This window comes from Streptomyces sp. NPDC001507, assembly GCF_042894765.1.
Taxonomy (GTDB): domain Bacteria; phylum Actinomycetota; class Actinomycetes; order Streptomycetales; family Streptomycetaceae; genus Streptomyces.
In genome coordinates this window covers 414,881-430,733 of the sequence record NZ_JBIAVV010000003.1, presented here as the reverse complement: position 1 = coordinate 430,733, position 15,853 = coordinate 414,881, and the positions used below count along the sequence as shown (strand labels likewise).

Annotated in this window: 12 protein-coding genes; 4 read left to right on the top strand and 8 right to left on the bottom strand. The window is 72.7% G+C overall.

The annotated features are described in order from the left end of the window. Positions 1-19 precede the first annotated feature (19 nt). Complete coding sequence (locus tag ACFY0K_RS12275; protein WP_390639765.1) at positions 20-1,396, bottom strand: glycoside hydrolase family 26 protein; 1,377 nt, start codon at positions 1,394-1,396, stop codon at positions 20-22. 173 nt (positions 1,397-1,569) lie between these two features. Between ACFY0K_RS12275 and ACFY0K_RS12270 the strand changes: the two genes are divergently transcribed. Together ACFY0K_RS12270 and ACFY0K_RS12265 are read left to right on the top strand one after the other, a co-directional pair. Further along, the gene (locus tag ACFY0K_RS12270) at positions 1,570-2,955 is read left to right on the top strand and encodes an ATP-grasp domain-containing protein (protein WP_390639764.1); all 1,386 of its coding nucleotides are present in this window, start codon (positions 1,570-1,572) and stop codon (positions 2,953-2,955) included. Next, a complete protein-coding gene (locus ACFY0K_RS12265; RefSeq protein WP_390639763.1) occupies positions 2,955-4,211 on the top strand; it encodes an FAD-dependent oxidoreductase in 1,257 nt (418 codons plus the stop codon). The genes ACFY0K_RS12270 and ACFY0K_RS12265 overlap by 1 nt, the downstream gene beginning before the upstream one ends. Positions 4,212-4,350: 139 nt before the next feature. Here the strand turns inward: ACFY0K_RS12265 and ACFY0K_RS12260 are convergent, their stop codons facing one another. Both ACFY0K_RS12260 and ACFY0K_RS12255 read right to left on the bottom strand, forming a co-directional pair. Continuing rightward, on the bottom strand, positions 4,351-4,602 hold the full coding sequence (locus tag ACFY0K_RS12260) for a chaplin (RefSeq protein ID WP_390639762.1): 252 nt from the start codon (positions 4,600-4,602) through the stop codon (positions 4,351-4,353). 257 nt (positions 4,603-4,859) lie between these two features. Then, entirely contained in the window at positions 4,860-5,276 is a 417-nt protein-coding gene (locus ACFY0K_RS12255; protein WP_390639761.1) for a rodlin, read from the bottom strand. 266 nt (positions 5,277-5,542) lie between these two features. Between ACFY0K_RS12255 and ACFY0K_RS12250 the strand changes: the two genes are divergently transcribed. Both ACFY0K_RS12250 and ACFY0K_RS12245 read left to right on the top strand, forming a co-directional pair. Further along, complete coding sequence (locus ACFY0K_RS12250) at positions 5,543-5,956, top strand: rodlin (RefSeq protein WP_390639760.1); 414 nt, start codon at positions 5,543-5,545, stop codon at positions 5,954-5,956. Positions 5,957-6,111: 155 nt separating this feature from the next. Continuing rightward, positions 6,112-6,522, top strand: coding sequence for a rodlin (locus ACFY0K_RS12245; protein WP_390639759.1), 411 nt, complete (start codon positions 6,112-6,114; stop codon positions 6,520-6,522). 59 nt (positions 6,523-6,581) lie between these two features. On the opposite strand, the gene ACFY0K_RS12240 is transcribed toward ACFY0K_RS12245, so the two are convergent. The 5 genes from ACFY0K_RS12240 to ACFY0K_RS12220 form a co-directional block, all read right to left on the bottom strand. Further along, positions 6,582-8,492: an AMP-dependent synthetase/ligase gene (locus ACFY0K_RS12240; RefSeq protein WP_390639758.1), complete on the bottom strand. Its 1,911-nt coding sequence runs from the start codon at positions 8,490-8,492 to the stop codon at positions 6,582-6,584. A 142-nt stretch (positions 8,493-8,634) separates the two neighbouring features. After that, positions 8,635-10,134, bottom strand: coding sequence for a von Willebrand factor type A domain-containing protein (locus tag ACFY0K_RS12235; protein ID WP_390639757.1), 1,500 nt, complete (start codon positions 10,132-10,134; stop codon positions 8,635-8,637). A 156-nt stretch (positions 10,135-10,290) separates the two neighbouring features. Then, positions 10,291-11,154, bottom strand: a complete 864-nt coding sequence (locus ACFY0K_RS12230; protein ID WP_390639756.1) for an ABC transporter permease — start codon at positions 11,152-11,154, stop codon at positions 10,291-10,293. Continuing rightward, positions 11,151-13,796 (bottom strand): CocE/NonD family hydrolase, encoded by a 2,646-nt coding sequence (locus ACFY0K_RS12225; protein WP_390639755.1) that lies wholly within the window; start codon positions 13,794-13,796, stop codon positions 11,151-11,153. Before ACFY0K_RS12225 ends, ACFY0K_RS12230 begins: the two co-directional genes overlap by 4 nt. A gap of 619 nt (positions 13,797-14,415) precedes the next feature. After that, positions 14,416-15,816, bottom strand: coding sequence for an APC family permease (locus tag ACFY0K_RS12220; RefSeq protein WP_390639754.1), 1,401 nt, complete (start codon positions 15,814-15,816; stop codon positions 14,416-14,418). Positions 15,817-15,853: the final 37 nt, after the last annotated feature.

The following is a 15,853-nucleotide window of genomic DNA, read 5'->3' as shown; positions in this document are numbered from 1 at the left end:
CGCCGGGCGCACCCGTCCGTCAGTAGAGGCTGAAGCAGAGCTTCCCGCCGAGCCAGTACTCGATCCAGGCGCCCAGCTCCATCGACGTGCAGGAGGACGTGGGCGTGGCACTCGGCGTGGCGGCCGGGCTCGGGGTCGGGGACGGGGTCGGGGTCGGGGTCGGGGTCGGGGTCGGGGTCGGCCTGGGGGTCGCCGGCGTCGGGGTCGCGGTGTCAGTGCGGCCGAAGAGGGCCTCGCGGTAGACGTGCGCGGAGCGCGGGTTGACCGAGCACTGCCAGACGCCGTGCGGGCAGTAGTCGGTCAGCGTGTTGTACAGCGGCTTGTGCTGGTCCATCCAGGCGAGCATCCGACGCATGTACTCGGCGTTGTCACCGTTGCGGAAGAGGCCCCATTCCGGATAGGAGACCGGCTTTCCGTGGGCCTTCGCGAAATCGACGTGCTGCTGGAGTCCGTAGGGCTCCCGCACCTGCTGGTCGAAGGAGAGTCCGGCCGGCTGGTCGTACGAATCCATACCGATGATGTCGACCGTGTCGTCCCCGGGATAGCACTGTGTCCACGGAACGGCGTCGCGGCCCCGGCTCGACGTGAAGTCGAACCGGAACTTCTGGCCCGGCACCGCGCGCATGGTGGTGACGATCCGTCTCCAGTACGTCTTCCAGGCCTCCGGGTCCGGCCCGCAACGATGGGTGTAGGTGATGCCGTTCATCTCCCAGCCGAGCACGATGACCGTGTCCGGGACCCGCAGGTCCACCAGCCGCTCGGCCAGGGCCCGGAAGTGGTGATCGAACGCCCCGGCCGCGCCCTGCCGCAGCAGCGAGCGGACCTCGTCGTCCCCGATGCCCTCCTCGTTGCGCTCCTGCATGGGCACGTTGAGGACGAGCGTCCGGTCGGCCCTCCCCCGTCGCCAGTGCGCCCAGACGTCCAGGAAGCCGGGGGCGCCCTCGATGTCGGCCCAGCGGTTGCCGGGCAGATACGTGTGCGCGACCTTCAGTTCGGTGCCGCCGAGCCAGCTGCTCAGCTGGGCCATGCGGGCGACACCGAGCGGGCCGGAGTCGAGGAACGCCCCGAAGGCGGGGGGCGTCGCCCTGGCCGGTGCACCGACCGCCGGTGCGTCGGCGGCCGGGGTCGGGGTCGGCAGGGGTGCGGCGGATGCCGGGACGGACGTCGTGGGCGTCGGGGGGGCTGTCGTGGGTGCCGGGACGCCTGTCGCGGGTGCCGGGACGCCTGTCGCGGGTGCCGGAGCCGGTGGGCCGGTGAACCGCGCCGCCCCCGCACCCGCGGCGAATCCCGGGCCGGTCGCCAGGGTCGCCGAGGCGACGGCGACGGCGACGGCCGCCGCGGCCACGGCCGGCCGGTACCACCGGAACCGCGTTCGCTCTCGCCGTTGTGGGGTCATGCCTGCTCCTTTCTCCATCGTTGCTCGTCCGTCCACTCGTCCGTTCGCAGCACTCCTGAGTAAGCGCCAATTACTGACACTCAGTCATATCAATATGAATTCCGCCAGTGCGGCTGCGGCTTTCGGGTGCCCCGGACGACCGCACGGGTGAACCGACGCAAAGGAAATGGTCCGTGTCGCTGCTAGACATCCGGGTTCCCGCAGTTCTGCTGCGGATCGACCGGAACCCCTTCCACCACGGCACCCTGGGGGCCGTGCGCTCGCTCGGCAGAGCCGGGGTGGAGGTCCACGTGGTCGCCGACTCCGCGGGCAGCCCGGTCCGCCGGTCCCGCTTCGTACGGCGGCTGCACCCGCCGCCGGCGCCGGGCGCGTCGCCCGCCGAGATCGTCGCCGTGCTGCGCCGGGTGGCGGCGCGGATCGCCCGCCCGGCCGTGCTGATCCCGATGGACGACGCGGGCGCCGTCGCGGCCGGCCGGTTCCGCGCGGACCTCGCGCCCGCCTACCTGCTCCCGCAGCAGCCCGGCACCCTGCCCGAACGCGTCGCCGACAAGGCCGAGCTGGCCGAGGTGTGCGCGGCGGCCGGCATCCCGCACCCGCCGACGCTGGTCCCGGACAGCGCCGAGGAGACCGCCGCCGCGGTCCGGCGGCTCGGGCTGCCGGTGATCGCCAAGTGGAGCCGGCCCTGGCTGCTGCCGGCCGGGTCCGGGCTGCGCAGCACGGTCGTGGTGCGCTCGGCGCGGGAGGCGGTGGAGCTGTACCTGCGCAGCGAAGAGGCGGGCAGCAGGCTGCTGCTGCAGGAGTTCCTGCCGCCGGGCCCGGACCGCGACTGGTTCTTCCACGGCTACGCCGACCGCACCGGGCAGGTGCGCGCGGGCGGCCCCGGCCGCAAGCAGCAGGCCTGGCCGCGCGGCGCCGGACTGACCGCGGTCGGCCTGTGGACGCCCAATCCGCAGGTGCGGGCACTGGCCGAGCGGCTCATCGGCGAGCTGGGCTTCCGGGGCATCTTCGACCTGGACTTCCGGCGCTGCGGCAGCACCGGCCGCTACCACCTCCTCGACTTCAACCCCCGTCCGGGCGCCCAGTTCCGGCTCTTCGCCGACAGCGCCGGCCTGGACGTCGTACGTGCCCTGCACCTGGACCTGACGCACCGGCCGCTGCCGGACGGGGTGCCGCTGGCCGGGCGGGCGTTCGTGGTGGAGAACTACGCGCCGCTGAGCGCGCTGCGGCCGGCGCCGCGTGGGCGGGAGCTGGCCTGGTCCGCGCCGGACGACCGGGGTCCCGGCCTCGCGATGTGGGCGCTGTGGGGCCGGCACGTGGCGGGCCGGCTGCTGGACCGGCTGCGCGACGGGACCGCCGACCGGGCGCCGCACCCGCACGTACCGGTGGCCCGCCAGGCCGGGGAACCCCTGGTGCCCGCCCCCCAGGCCGCGGAGCCCCTCGTGCCCGCCGCCCGGGACGAGGAACTCACCGGGGTGGCCGGTGTCCCCGCCGCGCCCGGCGTCTCCACCCCCTCCGGTCAGCCCGACCGGTCCGACGACGAGAAGGCGAGCAGCTGCTGATGTACGACCTGCTGGTGGTGGGAGCGGGCCCGTACGGCCTGTCCATCGCGTCCCACGCCGCCGCGGCGGGCCTGAACGTGCGGGTCTTCGGCCGTCCGATGGCGTCCTGGCGCGACCACATGCCCCGCGGGATGTTCCTCAAGTCCGAGCCCTGGGCCTCCAACCTGTCGGACCCCGAGGCGCGTTGGCGGCTGGACGTGTACTGCGCGGGCCGCGGCGTGACCGCCCGGCACGGGCAGCCGATCCCGCTGGAGATGTTCGCCGAGTACGGCCTGTGGTTCGCCCGCAACGCCGCGCCTCCCGTCGACGAACGCATGGTCACCCGGGTCGCGCCGCACACCGGCGGCTTCGCGGCGACGACGGCGGACGGCGAGGTGCTGCGCGGCCGGACGGTCGCCCTCGCCGTCGGCGTGCTGCCGTTCGTGGAGATCCCCGCGGCCCTGCGCGGCCTCTCCCCCGACCTGGTCACGCACAGCAGTCACCACGCCGACCTGGGCCGCTTCCGGGGCCGGGACGTCACGGTGGTCGGCGGCGGCCAGGCGGCCCTGGAGACGGCGGCGCTCCTCGCCGAACTGGGCAGCCGGGTAAGGGTGCTGGTGCGCGCGGGCAGGCTGTTCTGGAACGAGATGCCGCCGCCCCGGCAGCGCCCCTGGTGGCAGTCGGTCCGCGCCCCGCTCAGTGGACTCGGCCCCGGCTGGCGGAACTGGTTCTACTCCGAGCGGCCCGGCCTGTACCGGCGGCTCGCGGAGCCCACCCGGACCCGGATCGCGGCGAGCGCCCTCGGCCCGGCCGGCGCCTGGTGGGTGCGGGAGCGGGTGGAGTCCGGGGTGGAGGTGCTGCTGGGCCGCGAGGTGACGGCGGCGCGCGCCTCGACGGGCGGGGTGCGCCTGGACACCGCGGTGCGCGGTGGCGGGGTGGGCACCCTGGAGACCGAACACGTCATCGCGGCAACGGGGTTCAGGGCGACTCGCGGACGGCTCGGGCTGCTCGCCGACCACCTGCGGACGACCCTGGTGACCGGGGCCGACGGGGCGCCCGAGGTGGGCCGCGACTTCGAGGCGTCGTATCCGGGGCTGTTCCTGGCCGGTCTGGTCACGGCGGCGGGCTTCGGTCCGGCGATGCGCTTCGTGCACGGCGCCGGCTTCACCGCCGGGACGCTGGTGCGCGGGGTGCGGCGGCGGCTGCGCTCGGGGCCGGCCGGCTGGGGCGTCCCGGCCGGGCGGCGGGAGTCCGCGCCGGACGCGGTGCGCGGCTGACGGGCGGGTGCCGGACCTCGCGGGCTTACGGCACCGCCCTCCTGGCCGAAGAGCCGGCCCCGGAACGCGGATGCGAAGGATCGGCGTTCCGGGGCCGGCCGTGCCACAGCCGGGAGGGCTGGTGCGCCGTGTGACGTCGTCAGCTGTTGGCGCAGACGCCGGCGAACGCCGGGTTCAGCAGCGCGATGACGTCGACGGTGTCGCCGCAGGCTTCGACCGGGACGTGCACCGGGACCTCGATCACGTTGCCGGAGACGACGCCCGGGGAGTTGGTGGCAGCGCCCTCCGCACCGGCGGAGGCGAAAGCGGGGATGGCACCGCCCAGCGCCAGGATTGCGCCGGCGACCACAGCAGCGGTCTTCTTCATGAACTTTCCCTTCTCTGCGGTCATGCCCGTATGTCGGCCGAAACCGAGCGAGCACAGCATGAACGGCTCGCACCATGACCGGCAGGCTGTAGAACGAGGAATAGACGGCGGAAGAAACTACGGAACGTACTCCTTCGATCAATTCACTCGAACGCCCGCCGCGAATTGACACGGAGAGAGGAAACGCTTCTCCTTGCGGCGGGAATTTCGGGAGCACGACGAAAGCCCGCCCGGGCGGCGCGGTCACGCGCACCGCCCGGGCGGGCTTCACAGGACCGGGGTCACTGGTTGGCGACGCCGTTGGCCGCGAGGACCGCGATGTCGTCCAGGATGTGCGACGCCGGCTCGTCACCCTTGGCCTGGGTGGAGTTCTCGGCGCACTGCTGGTTCTGCGGCGCGGACAGGACCGGGATGTCCTGGGCCACCCCGACGGCGGCGATGAGGCCGAGGATGCCCTGGGCGTTCGCCTTCGCGGGGAGGCCGACGCAGAGCTTGTTGAGCGAGCCCTGGACCAGGGTGGCCTGCGGGCTCATCTTGCCCTTGGTCACCGAGTTGCCGAACGCCTCCTTGGCGTCGTTGCCGCTCGCGGAGGTGGTGCCGTGGTCGTTGCCGGTGGCAAGCGCCTGGGGGGCTGCCGCCGCCGACACACCTACGACGGACACGGCGACCGCCGCCGCGGCCATTGCCTTCTTCAGCATTTCGCTTTTCCTTTCCCGGCACTCAGGCCAAGACGGACGTTCCTGTCCGGCATCAACCGCCCGCGTCCGGAATGGTTGCGGCACCGGGCGCCACGTCACCCGTTCGGACCGGCGGCCTCCCGGAATTCCCCGGAAAACCGGGCCTCCCCGCAAACGGGCGATTTCCCGGCGTGGGCCGTTGGAGTGAAGCGGAGCAACCAACCGGAGCTCGCGCAGTTGACCAGTGCGCTCCGGTGGACGGGGTGTCCTCAGAAGGGAACTGACAAGTGATCAAGAAGGTTCTGGCCGCCGCCGCAGTTGCAGCCTCCGTCGTCGGCGCCTCCGCTGCCGCCGCCTCGCCGGCCCTGGCCACCGGCAACGACACCGGCACCACCTCCTTCAGCGGCAACGACGCCAAGCAGGCGTTCGGCAACTCCGCCACGTTCGGCAACATGAGCCCCCAGCTGGCGCTCATCCAGGGCTCCTTCAACAAGCCCTGCATCGGCCTCCCGGCGAAGCTGAACCTCCAGGGCCTGGTCGGCCTCGGTGCCGTCGGCGTCCTGCAGGACGTGCCGATCCTGTCCGCGCCGCAGAACCAGCAGTGCGTCGAGAACTCCACCCAGGCCAAGGGCGACGAGCCGCTGTCGCACATCCTGGACGACATCTCCGCGCTGTCCGCGAACGGCACCGGCAACAAGTAGTCCGGAAGCACTCCGGGCCCCGGTTCGAGGGCACACCGGTCGACTGATCGGACTGCACTCCGCCAATCGGGGCATACCACGCAACTTGGGCGAATCCGGGTAGGTTGACGATCACGCAGCTCCTCCCCGGAGCCCGCCTCTCGAAGGGAACAATCATGAAGAAGCTGTGGGCGACCGCGGCTGTCGCCGTCACCGTCGCCGGTTTCGCGGCCACGGCCGCTCCCCAGGCCCTGGCCACCGGCAACGACACCGGCACCACCTCCTTCAGCGGCAACGACGCCAAGTCGGAGTTCGGCAACTCGGCCACCTTCGGCGACCTGAGCCCGCAGCTCTCGCTGGTCCAGGGATCGCTGAACAAGCCGTGCGTCGGCCTCCCGCTCAAGGCGAACCTGCAGGGCATCGCCGGCGCCCTCGCCCTCGGCATCGCCCAGGACGTGCCGATCCTGTCCGCGCCGCAGAACCAGCAGTGCGTGGAGAACTCCACCCAGGCCAAGGGCGACGAGCCGCTGTCGCACATCCTGGACGACATCTCCGCGCTGTCGGCGAACGGCACCGCGAACCAGTAGTCCCCGGACGCCGCGGGCGGCGGGCCACCGGTTCCCTCCGGTGACCCGCCGCCTTTTGCTCACCTGCGGTACAGCGCTTCGATCTCGGCCGCGTAGCGGGCCGTCACCGCGTGCCGCTTGACCTTCAGGGACGGCGTGAGCAGGCCGTTCTCCTCGGTGAACTCGCCCTCCACCAGGGCGAACGCGCGGATCGACTCGGCGCGGGAGACGGCCCGGTTGGCGTGGTCGACCGCCTTCTGCACCTCGGCCCGCATCCGGTCGTCGCGCACCAGCTCCGCGAGCGGGGTGTCCGGCGGGAACTTCCGTACGGCCAGCCAGTGGGCGACCGCCTCGGGGTCCAGCGTGACCAGCGCGGCGACGAACGGCCGGTTGTCGCCGACCACGAGGCACTGGCCGACGGGCGCCCGGCTGCGCAGCCGGTCCTCCAGGACGGCCGGGGAGACGTTCTTGCCGCCGGAGGTGATGAGGATGTCCTTCTTGCGGCCGGTGATGGTGAGATACCCGTCCGCGTCCAGCGCCCCGAGGTCTCCGGTCCCGAACCAGCCGTCGTCCGCCAGCACTTCGGCGGTCGCGGCCGGGTTGTTCCAGTACGACCCGAACACCACCGCACCCTTGATCAGCACCTCGCCGTCCTCGGCGATCCGGACGGCCGTCCCGGGGATCGGCTGCCCCACCGTGCCGGGCCGCGGGGCGAGCGGCGGCACGATGGTGGCGGCCGCGCTGGTCTCGGTCAGGCCGTAGCCCTCGTAGACGACGATGCCGGCCGCGTGGAAGAGCAGGTTCAGGTCGCGGTCGAGGGGCGAGCCGCCGCTGATGGCATACCGCATCCGGCCGCCGAGCTCCTTGCGGATACGGCGGTAGACCAGCAGGTCGTACAGCGCCCAGGCCGCGTACAGGCCGGGCCCCGGCCCCTTTCCCCGGCCGAGGAACTTCTCCAGGTGAGCCGCGGCGAACCGCACCCCGATCCGCTCGGCCCGGTCGAAGGACGCGGCCCGCCCGATCTTCTCCGCCGTCACCCGCCCGGTGTCGTGGATCTTCTCGAAGAGGTACGGCACCCCGACCAGGAACGTGGGCCGGAACTCCCTTAGCGCGGGCCGGAGTTCGTCCGGCCTGACGCTCGGGAAGTGGCCCATCTCGATCCGGCCCAGCAGGCAGGCGATCTGGAGCGTACGGCCCAGGATGTGGGCGAGCGGCAGGAAGAGGAGGGTGGACGCGGTCCGGCCGGTGACCGCCTGGAAGACGGGGTGCAGCAGCTCGACCGTGTTGGCCGCCTCGGCGTGCAGGTTGGCGTGGGTGAGGACACAGCCCTTGGGGCGGCCGGTGGTGCCGGAGGTGTAGCAGACCGTGGCCGTGGTGTCGGGGGTGAGGCCGCCGCGGCGCTTGGCCACCTCCTCGTCCAGGACGTCGCGGCCGAGGGTGGTCAGGTCGGCGAGTGCGCCGGCGTCCAGCTCCCAGATGCGCGGCGGGTGTGCGTGGGAGGCCGTGCCGGTGGTGACGGTGGCGGTGTTCTGCGGGGTCTCGGTGACGACGTGGCGGGCACCGGAGTCCCGGACGATCCACTCCACCTGCTCCGCGGAGGAGGTGGGGTAGACCGGGACGGTCACACCTCCGGCCGCCCAGACGGCGAAGTCGAGGACCGTCCACTCGTAGCGGGTGCGGGACATGACGGCGACGCGGGCGCCTGCGGCTAGGCCGGCGGCGATCAAGCCCTTTGCCGTGGAGGTTACTTGGGCGGCGAACTCGGCTGCCGTGACGGTGCCCTCTCGGCGGCGGATGGCTGTGGCATGGGGTTCCTCTGCCGCGTTGGTGTACGGGAGGTCGGCGAGGGAGCCGGTGGTGAGCGGGGCGGCGAGGGGCGGGCGGCGCGCCTCCCGCACGACCCCGGCCTCGTCCCTGATGACCTCGACCTTGCCGCGGTCGGCCAGGTCGGTTCGTCGACGTGCCCGTCTGAGGTCGCTGCGTACGCTCATGGGGCGTCAACTTACTCGGAAGTAAGGGGAGGTCAATGGGTGCGGACGGTTGGGTTTCGGGTGCGGGTGGGTGGGGGCTGAGCGCGCAGTTCCTCCCCCAGCCTTCGGCCGGGGGTACCCCCAGCGCCCCTGAAGGGGCGCTTCAGTCCGCGGCGCCGGAGAGTCCCGCCTCCCTGATGGCCGTGGCCAGGTCGGTCACCTGCTTGTCCTCCGTCGTCCTTGCCAACGCCGTTGCCCAGGAGCGCAGTTTCGTCGGGCTCGGTGCTCCCGGGATGTCGTACTCGCCGTCTGCCAGGGCGTCCGCGAAGTAGGCCGCCACCGCCGCCACCTGGAAGCGCGGGGAGGCCGACCAGATGTCGTCGTGCAGGGCGTCGGTCTCGATCGCGCCCGTGTTCTCGTGCGGGGTGCGGGTGTCGGGGGCGAGCCAGCGGACGGTGGCGGTCGCCAGGTGGCCGTCGGTGCCGGGGTAGGTGCGGACGGCGTAGAGGGCGGTGACCGTGTGGCCGGGGCCGACCTCGCCGCCGTCCACGGTGTCGTTGCGGAAGTCCTGGTCGGCGACCTTGCGGTCCTGGTAGCCGATCAGGTGGAACTCGGCGACCGTGTGCGGGTCGAAGGCCACCTGGGCCTTGGCGTCCCGGGCCACCAGGTCGATGTTCTGCGGGAGTTGACGGCAGAAGACGTCGGAGGCGGTCGCGGTGTCGGAGACGTACACCGTGTGGCCGTCGCCCTTGTCGGCCAGGCGTTCCATGAGGGCGTCGCCGTAGTCGCTGCCGACGCCGACGCCGAACAGGGTGATGCCGTACTCGCGGCGGTCGCCGTCGATGCGCCTGAGGATGGCGTTCGGGTCGGTCTCGCCGTCGTTGGCGAGGGCGTCGGAGATCAGGACGACGCGGTTGGTGGCGTTCTTGCGCAGGCCCTCGACGGCGGTGGCGTAGCCGGTCTCGACGCCCTCGCCGAGGTTGGTGGAGGAGAGGGGGGCGAGGCGGTCGACGGCGTCGTGGATCTCGGCGCGGTGGCCGCCGAGGCGGGTCATCGGGAGGTCCGTCTCGGCGTGCTCGCTGAAGGTGACGAGCGCGACCGAGTCGTCGTCGCGCAGCCGGTCGGTCATCGTGTCCAGGGACTTCTTGGCGAGGTCGAGGCGGCCCGGTTCGCCCATGGAGCCGGAGACGTCGATGACGAAGGTGAGGGCGGCCGGGGGGCGTTCGCCGGCGTCGTCGGCGGCGGGGCGGGTGGCGAGGCCGACGCGGACCAGGGACCAGTTGGGCCTGCTGGTGCGGGCGCCGTCGACGGTGACCGTGAAGCCGTTGTGCTCGGGGGTGCGGTAGTCCTGGCGGAAGCTGTTGACGAACTCCTCGGGCCGGACGGTCGAGGGGTCGGGGCGGCCGCCGTCGGCGAGGGTGCGGCGGGCGTAGCCGTAGGAGGCGGTGTCGACGTCGAGGGCGAAGGTGGAGAGGTGGTCGGAGGGGGCGGCGGTCTCGTCGCCCGCGGCCCGGGAGGGGGCCGGGGCCCCGGTGGCGATCGTGTGGTTCGAGTCGTTCGTGTGGTTCTCGGCCGCGCTGCAGGCGGTGAGCAGCAGGGCGCTCGCGGCGGAGGCCGCGAGGAGTGCCGCGCGCGCCCGTCGTCGGGTCCGGTGTCGGTTCATGGCTGTGCCCCCTGTGCCGGTCGGAGTCGACTTCCTGGCTTGTCGTCGACTGTGACGGCGCAGGGGGCCGGAACGTGCGCCCCGATGCGTTGCGGATGGATCTCGAAGCGGCCACGGACCAGGGGTTTCGAGGCCGGAGGGAGATCGTCCGGTGACCTAGGAGACGATGTCCTTGCGGGCGAAACCCCGGAAGGCCAGGGCGAACAGCACCAGGGCGTACGTTATCGAGACCGCCGTGCCCTGGATCATGCCGGACCACTCCAGGTGGGGTTGTACGGCGTCCGCCCAGGCGTACTGCCAGTGGGCGGGCAGGAAGTCACGCCAGTCGCCGAGGGCCGTCACCTGGTCGAGGACGTTGCCGACGATGGTCAGGCCGACCGCGCCGCCGACCGCGCCGAGGGGGGCGTCGGTCTTCGTGGAGAGCCAGAACGCCAGCCCCGCGGTGACCAGTTGGGACAGGAAGATGTACACGATCACGACCGCGAGGCGCTGGGTGGCGGTGGTGGTGTCGAGTGCGCCGCCGGTGGGGATCTGCAGGGGCCCCCAGCCGTAGGCGACCGTTCCGACGGCCAGGGCGACCAGCGGCAGCAGGACCATCGCGGCCAGGCTGAGGCCGAGCGCGACGACCAGCTTGGACCAGAGCAGCCGGGCCCTCGGCACGGGGGCGGCGAGCAGGTAGCGCAGGGAGGACCAGCTGGCCTCCGAGGCGACCGTGTCCCCGCAGAACAGGGCGACCGGGATGACCAGCAGGAAGCCCGCCGACACGAACAGGTTGACCGCGGCGAAGTTGGCGCCGGACGCGGTGGCCGTGTCCAGGAGGGTGACCTGGCCGTTCTGCCGGCCCGGCTGACCGCCGATCGCGAACGCGATCAGCAGCACGACGGGCAGTGCGGCGAGGATGCCGCCCATCACCAGGGTGCGGCGCCGCTTGAGCTGGCGGACCAGCTCGACGCGGAGCGGCAGGGTGCGGCCCGCCCGGTAGCCGGAGGCGACCGCGGCCCTCTCGGTGAGCGTGCTCACGCGGAACCTCCGATCAGGGTCAGGAAGGCGTCTTCCAGACGGCGGTGCGGGCCGACCGACGCCACCGGCACGTCGAGCCGGACGAGTTCGGCGACCAGGCGCGGGGCGCTGCCGCCGGGCTCCATGCGGACGAGGAGGCCGTCGGCCGTGCTGGTCACGGAGGCCACGCCGGGCAGCGCGGCCACCTTCTCCACGACCGGCTCCTCCACCGGGGTGCCGGTGCCGACGAGGATGGTGTCGCCGGTGCCGACGATGTCGGCGACCGGTCCGGCCTGGACGAGCCGCCCGCGGTCCATCACCACGAGGTGGGTGCAGGACTGCTCGACCTCGGCGAGGAGATGGCTGGAGACGATCACCGTGCGGCCGGCGGCCGCGTAGCGGATCATCACCTCGCGCATCTCGCGAATCTGCGGCGGGTCGAGGCCGTTGGTGGGTTCGTCGAGGATCAGCAGGTCCGGCAGGCCGAGCATGGCCTGGGCGATGGCGAGGCGCTGGCGCATGCCCTGCGAGTAGGTGCGGACCGCGCGGGCCAGCGCGTCGCCGAGGCCGGCGATCTCCAGCGCTTCGTCGATGTGGGAGTCCTCCGGCGGGCGTCCGGTCGCCTGCCAGTACAGCTCCAGGTTCTCCCGGCCCGACAGGTGCGGCAGGAAGCCGGCGCCCTCCACGAAGGCACCGACCCGGGAGAGGACGGGTGCGCCGGGGCGGATGGCGTGGCCGAAGACCCGGACCTCGCCGCCGTCCGGCTTGATCAGCCCCATCAGCATGCGCAGGGTGGTGGTCTTGCCCGCGCCGTTGGGACCGAGGAGGCCCAGCACCTGGCCCTTCTCCACGCGGAAGGACAGCTCCTTGACCGCGTACCGGTCGGTCGAGCCCTTGTAGCGCTTGCTCAGGTCCGTTATCTGGAGCGGGACTTCGGCGAGCGCCGGGTCGGCGGCGGGGCCGCCGGTGCGGCGGCGGCCGGTGAGCAGCAGGGCCAGGGCGGCCAGCGCGCCGGCCGCCGGCAGCCACCACACCCAGGCGGGCAGCGGCGCGGCGGCCGTGTCCACCTGGGGTGCCGTCGGCACGCTCAGGGGGCTCTTGAGGGAGACGGTGTAGGTGGCCGGGGCGGTCGGGGAGGCGTAGCCGAGGTCGGTGGAGGCGAGGACCAGGCGCAGCCGGTGGCCCTTCTGCACCTCGTGGTCGATGGCCGGGAGGGTGAGGGTGACGTCCTGGCCGGACTTGGCGCCCTCGACGCGGATCGAGGCGACCAGTTGGGAGGGCAGCACCTGCTGGGTGCCGTCGGGGCCGACGTCGTACACCTTGCCGAAGAGCACGGCGTCGTCGGTGGTCGAGGTGAGGTGGACGGTGGCCGTGGGGGTGCCGGTGATCTGCAGGGAGTCGGTCATCGGCGCCGAGTCGAAACGGGCGTACTGGCCGGGGAAGTCGAGGGAGACGCCGACGCCGAGGGAGGAGAGCTGGGCGAGGCCGCCACCGCCGAGGCCGGGCAGCGCGGAGACGCCGGGCGGGCTGGCGCCGGCCGGGTTGGCGACGCGCTGGGTGCCGCCCTTGAGGGCGATGTCCTTCCGGTCGCTCTCAAGGCCGGGGTAGCTGCCGGCGGTCGCGCCGCGCAGCAGGGCGGCGCCGTCGGTGGAGTCGACGCCGCCGGTGCGGGTGATCCGGAACGCCGGCCCGGTGTCCGTGTTCTTGTCGCCCTTCAGATACCGGTCGAACCACGACGTCACCCGCCCCTCGACCCGGCTGGTCTCCAGGTCGCCGCCGTCGTGGCCGCCGGCGATCCAGTCGACGTCGACGGGGGCGCCGTTGGCCTTGACGGCCTTTGCCGCGGCGTCGGACTGGGAGAGGGTGAAGAGGGAGTCGGTCTGCCCCTGGAAGAAGAGCGTCGGCACCTTGATGCGGCTGCCGACGGCCGAGGGCGACCGCTCTTCGAGCAGTTTCACGGCCGCCGCGTCCGGCTTGCCCGACTCGGCGACCCGGTTGTACATCGCGCACAGCTCGGGCTGGAAGTTGGCGCAGCCGCCGCCGGTGTTGAAGAAGATCCCGGCCCAGAGCTTCTTGAAGACGCCGTTCGGGAACAGGGCGTCCGCGAGGTTCCAGTACGTGATGGAGGGGGCGATCGCGTCGACGCGGGCGTCATATCCGGCGGCGAGGAGGGAGATCGCGCCGCCGTAGGAGCCGCCCGCCATCCCCACGCGCGGATCACCGGGCTTGTCGAGCTGGACCTGGGGCTGCTTCGCCAGCCAGTCGATGAGCCTGGAGACGTCGGCGACCTCGCCCTTCGGGTCGTTGAGGCCGATCTTCCCGGTGGACCTGCCGAAACCGCGGGCGGACCAGGTGAGGACCGCGTAGCCGTCGCGGGCGAGGTCCTCGGCCTCGGCGCGCATGTCGTCCTTGCTGCCGCCGAAGCCGTGGGCGAGGAGGACCGCGGGGCGCCGGCCGGTGCCGGACGTGGTGAAGAACGAGGTGTCCAGATGCACCCCGTCCACTGCCATGACCTTGTCGGTCCGGTGCACCGGGGGCGGGGCGTCGGAGGCGACGGCCGTCCACGTACCGGCGCCGGCGAGCACGACGACGGCGGCCGCGGCAGCCACCAGCCGCCGCGGCCGCCCGAGCAGTGCTCGCAGGCCGGGGGGTCGAAGATCCATGCTTCAACGGTACGGGCCCGCACCGGCATCCGATGCCGACGGTGGGCTGAACAGTGGGCCATCCCGGAGGAGTAGGAGTACTCCGCCATGTACTTCGAGTGCGGTACACCGCGCCAGCGGCGCCGCACCGACCGGTGCTGGTCCCGCCGCCCCACCCCATCCCGCCGCAACGGCGATCAGCCACGACGGCGGACTCCGGCGGTGCCGGACCGGACGGTGCATCCCCGCGGGCCGGTGGGGGCCGATCGCGCAGTTCCCCGCGCCCCTTGGGTCGGCCGGGCGGCCCCGCGCTCACAACCCACCGCCGCCCCACCCCATCCCGCCACAACGGCGGACTCCGGCGGTGCCGGACCGGACGGTGGGTCCCCGCGGGCCGGTGGGGGGCGGTCGCGCAGTTCCCCGCGCCCCTTAGGTCGGCCGGGCGGCCCCGCGCTCACAACCCACCGCCGCCCCACCCCATCCCGCCGCAACGGCGATCAGCCACGACGGCGGAGTTCGGCGGTGCCGGACCGGACGGTGGGTCCCCGCGGGTCGGGTGGGGGGCGGTCGCGCGGTTCCCCGCGCCCCTTGGGTCGGCCGGGCGGCCCGGCGCTCGCAAGTCGCCGCCGCTGCGGAGTTGCTAGTGGGGCGTCACGTCGTCCGGGATGGAGACGAGCCAGTGGGTTGCCTTGCGGGGGCGGAGGTAGAAGGCCCAGTAGAGGGTGGCGGCGGCGGTGATGCCGCCGGTCCAGAGGAGGTAGGTCGTCTCCTGCTGGGTGAGGATGTAGCCGAGGACGGCGATGAGGAGGATCGGCATCGTCGGCCAGAGGGGCATGCGCCAGGCGGGGGTGTGCTTGTGGTGGCCTCGGCGGGAGAGGAGGGCCGCCACGGCGACCAGGAGGTACATGCCGGTCACCGAGACGCCCGTCACGCCGTACAGGGTGTCGAGGTTGACGAAGCAGAGGAGGGCGCCGGGGACGCCGACGGCGAGGGTGGCGACCCAGGGGGAGCCGAAGCGGCCGAGGCGGGACAGGGCGCTGTTGACCGGGGCCGGCCAGGCCTTGTCGCGGGCCGAGGCGAACAGGACCCGGGAGTTCTGGATGACCATGACGATGCCCGCGTTGATGATCGCGAGGGCCACGCAGAGGCTGACGAAGGTGCCGACCGCGGAGTTGGACCAGGCGGTGACCATGGAGCTGATGTCGCCGCCGGTGAGGGCCTTGAGGTCGGTCGCGCCCATGGTGATCGCGGCGACCGGGACGAGGATGATCACCGTGGAGATCGCGAGGGTGGCGAGGACCGTACGGGCGACGTTGCGGCGCGGGTTCTCCAGTTCCTCGGAGAGGTAGACGGCCGTGGAGAAGCCCTGGGTGACGAAGAGGGCGATGGCCAGGCCCGAGACGACCAGCATGGCGGTGACCGTGGTGGTGTGGCCGCCCGTGTCCGCGACCTGCATGGAGGTGAGGCTGCCGACCCCGCGGTGGCTGTGGGAGAAGCCCAGCACCGCCACCACGCCCGCCGCGATGACCTCCAGGACGAGGAAGATGCCGGTGATCCAGGCGTTCGCACGCAGGTCCAGGAGGCCGGCGAGGGTGGCGAGGAGCATCACTCCGGCGCCGGTCATGGCCGGGTCCAGGTGGACGATCGGGGTGAGGTAGTCGGCCGTGCCCATCGCGATCACCGGCGGCACGATCATCACGACGAGGAGGGAGAGGACGAAGACCAGCCAGCCCGCGAGGCGGCCGGCCATCGTGGAGACCATCGCGTACTCGCCGCCCGCGCTGGGGATGAGGGTGCCCAGCTCGGAGTAGCAGAAGGCCACGGCGATACAGAGGAGCGAGCCGATGGCGATGGTGAGGGCGGTGGCGGTCCCGAGGGAGCCGAAGAGGTCGGGGACGACCACGAAGAGCGTGGAGGCCGGTGTGACGCAGGAGAGGGTGAGGAGGGTGCCGCCGACCACTCCGATGGAACGCTTGAGCGTCTTGGGGCTGTCGGGCGCCGTTGCGGCGGCGGTCTCGACAGGGCGGAGCGTGTCGGTCATGCGGCAGTTCCGATCGACTGGAGCGGCGAGAAGTTTC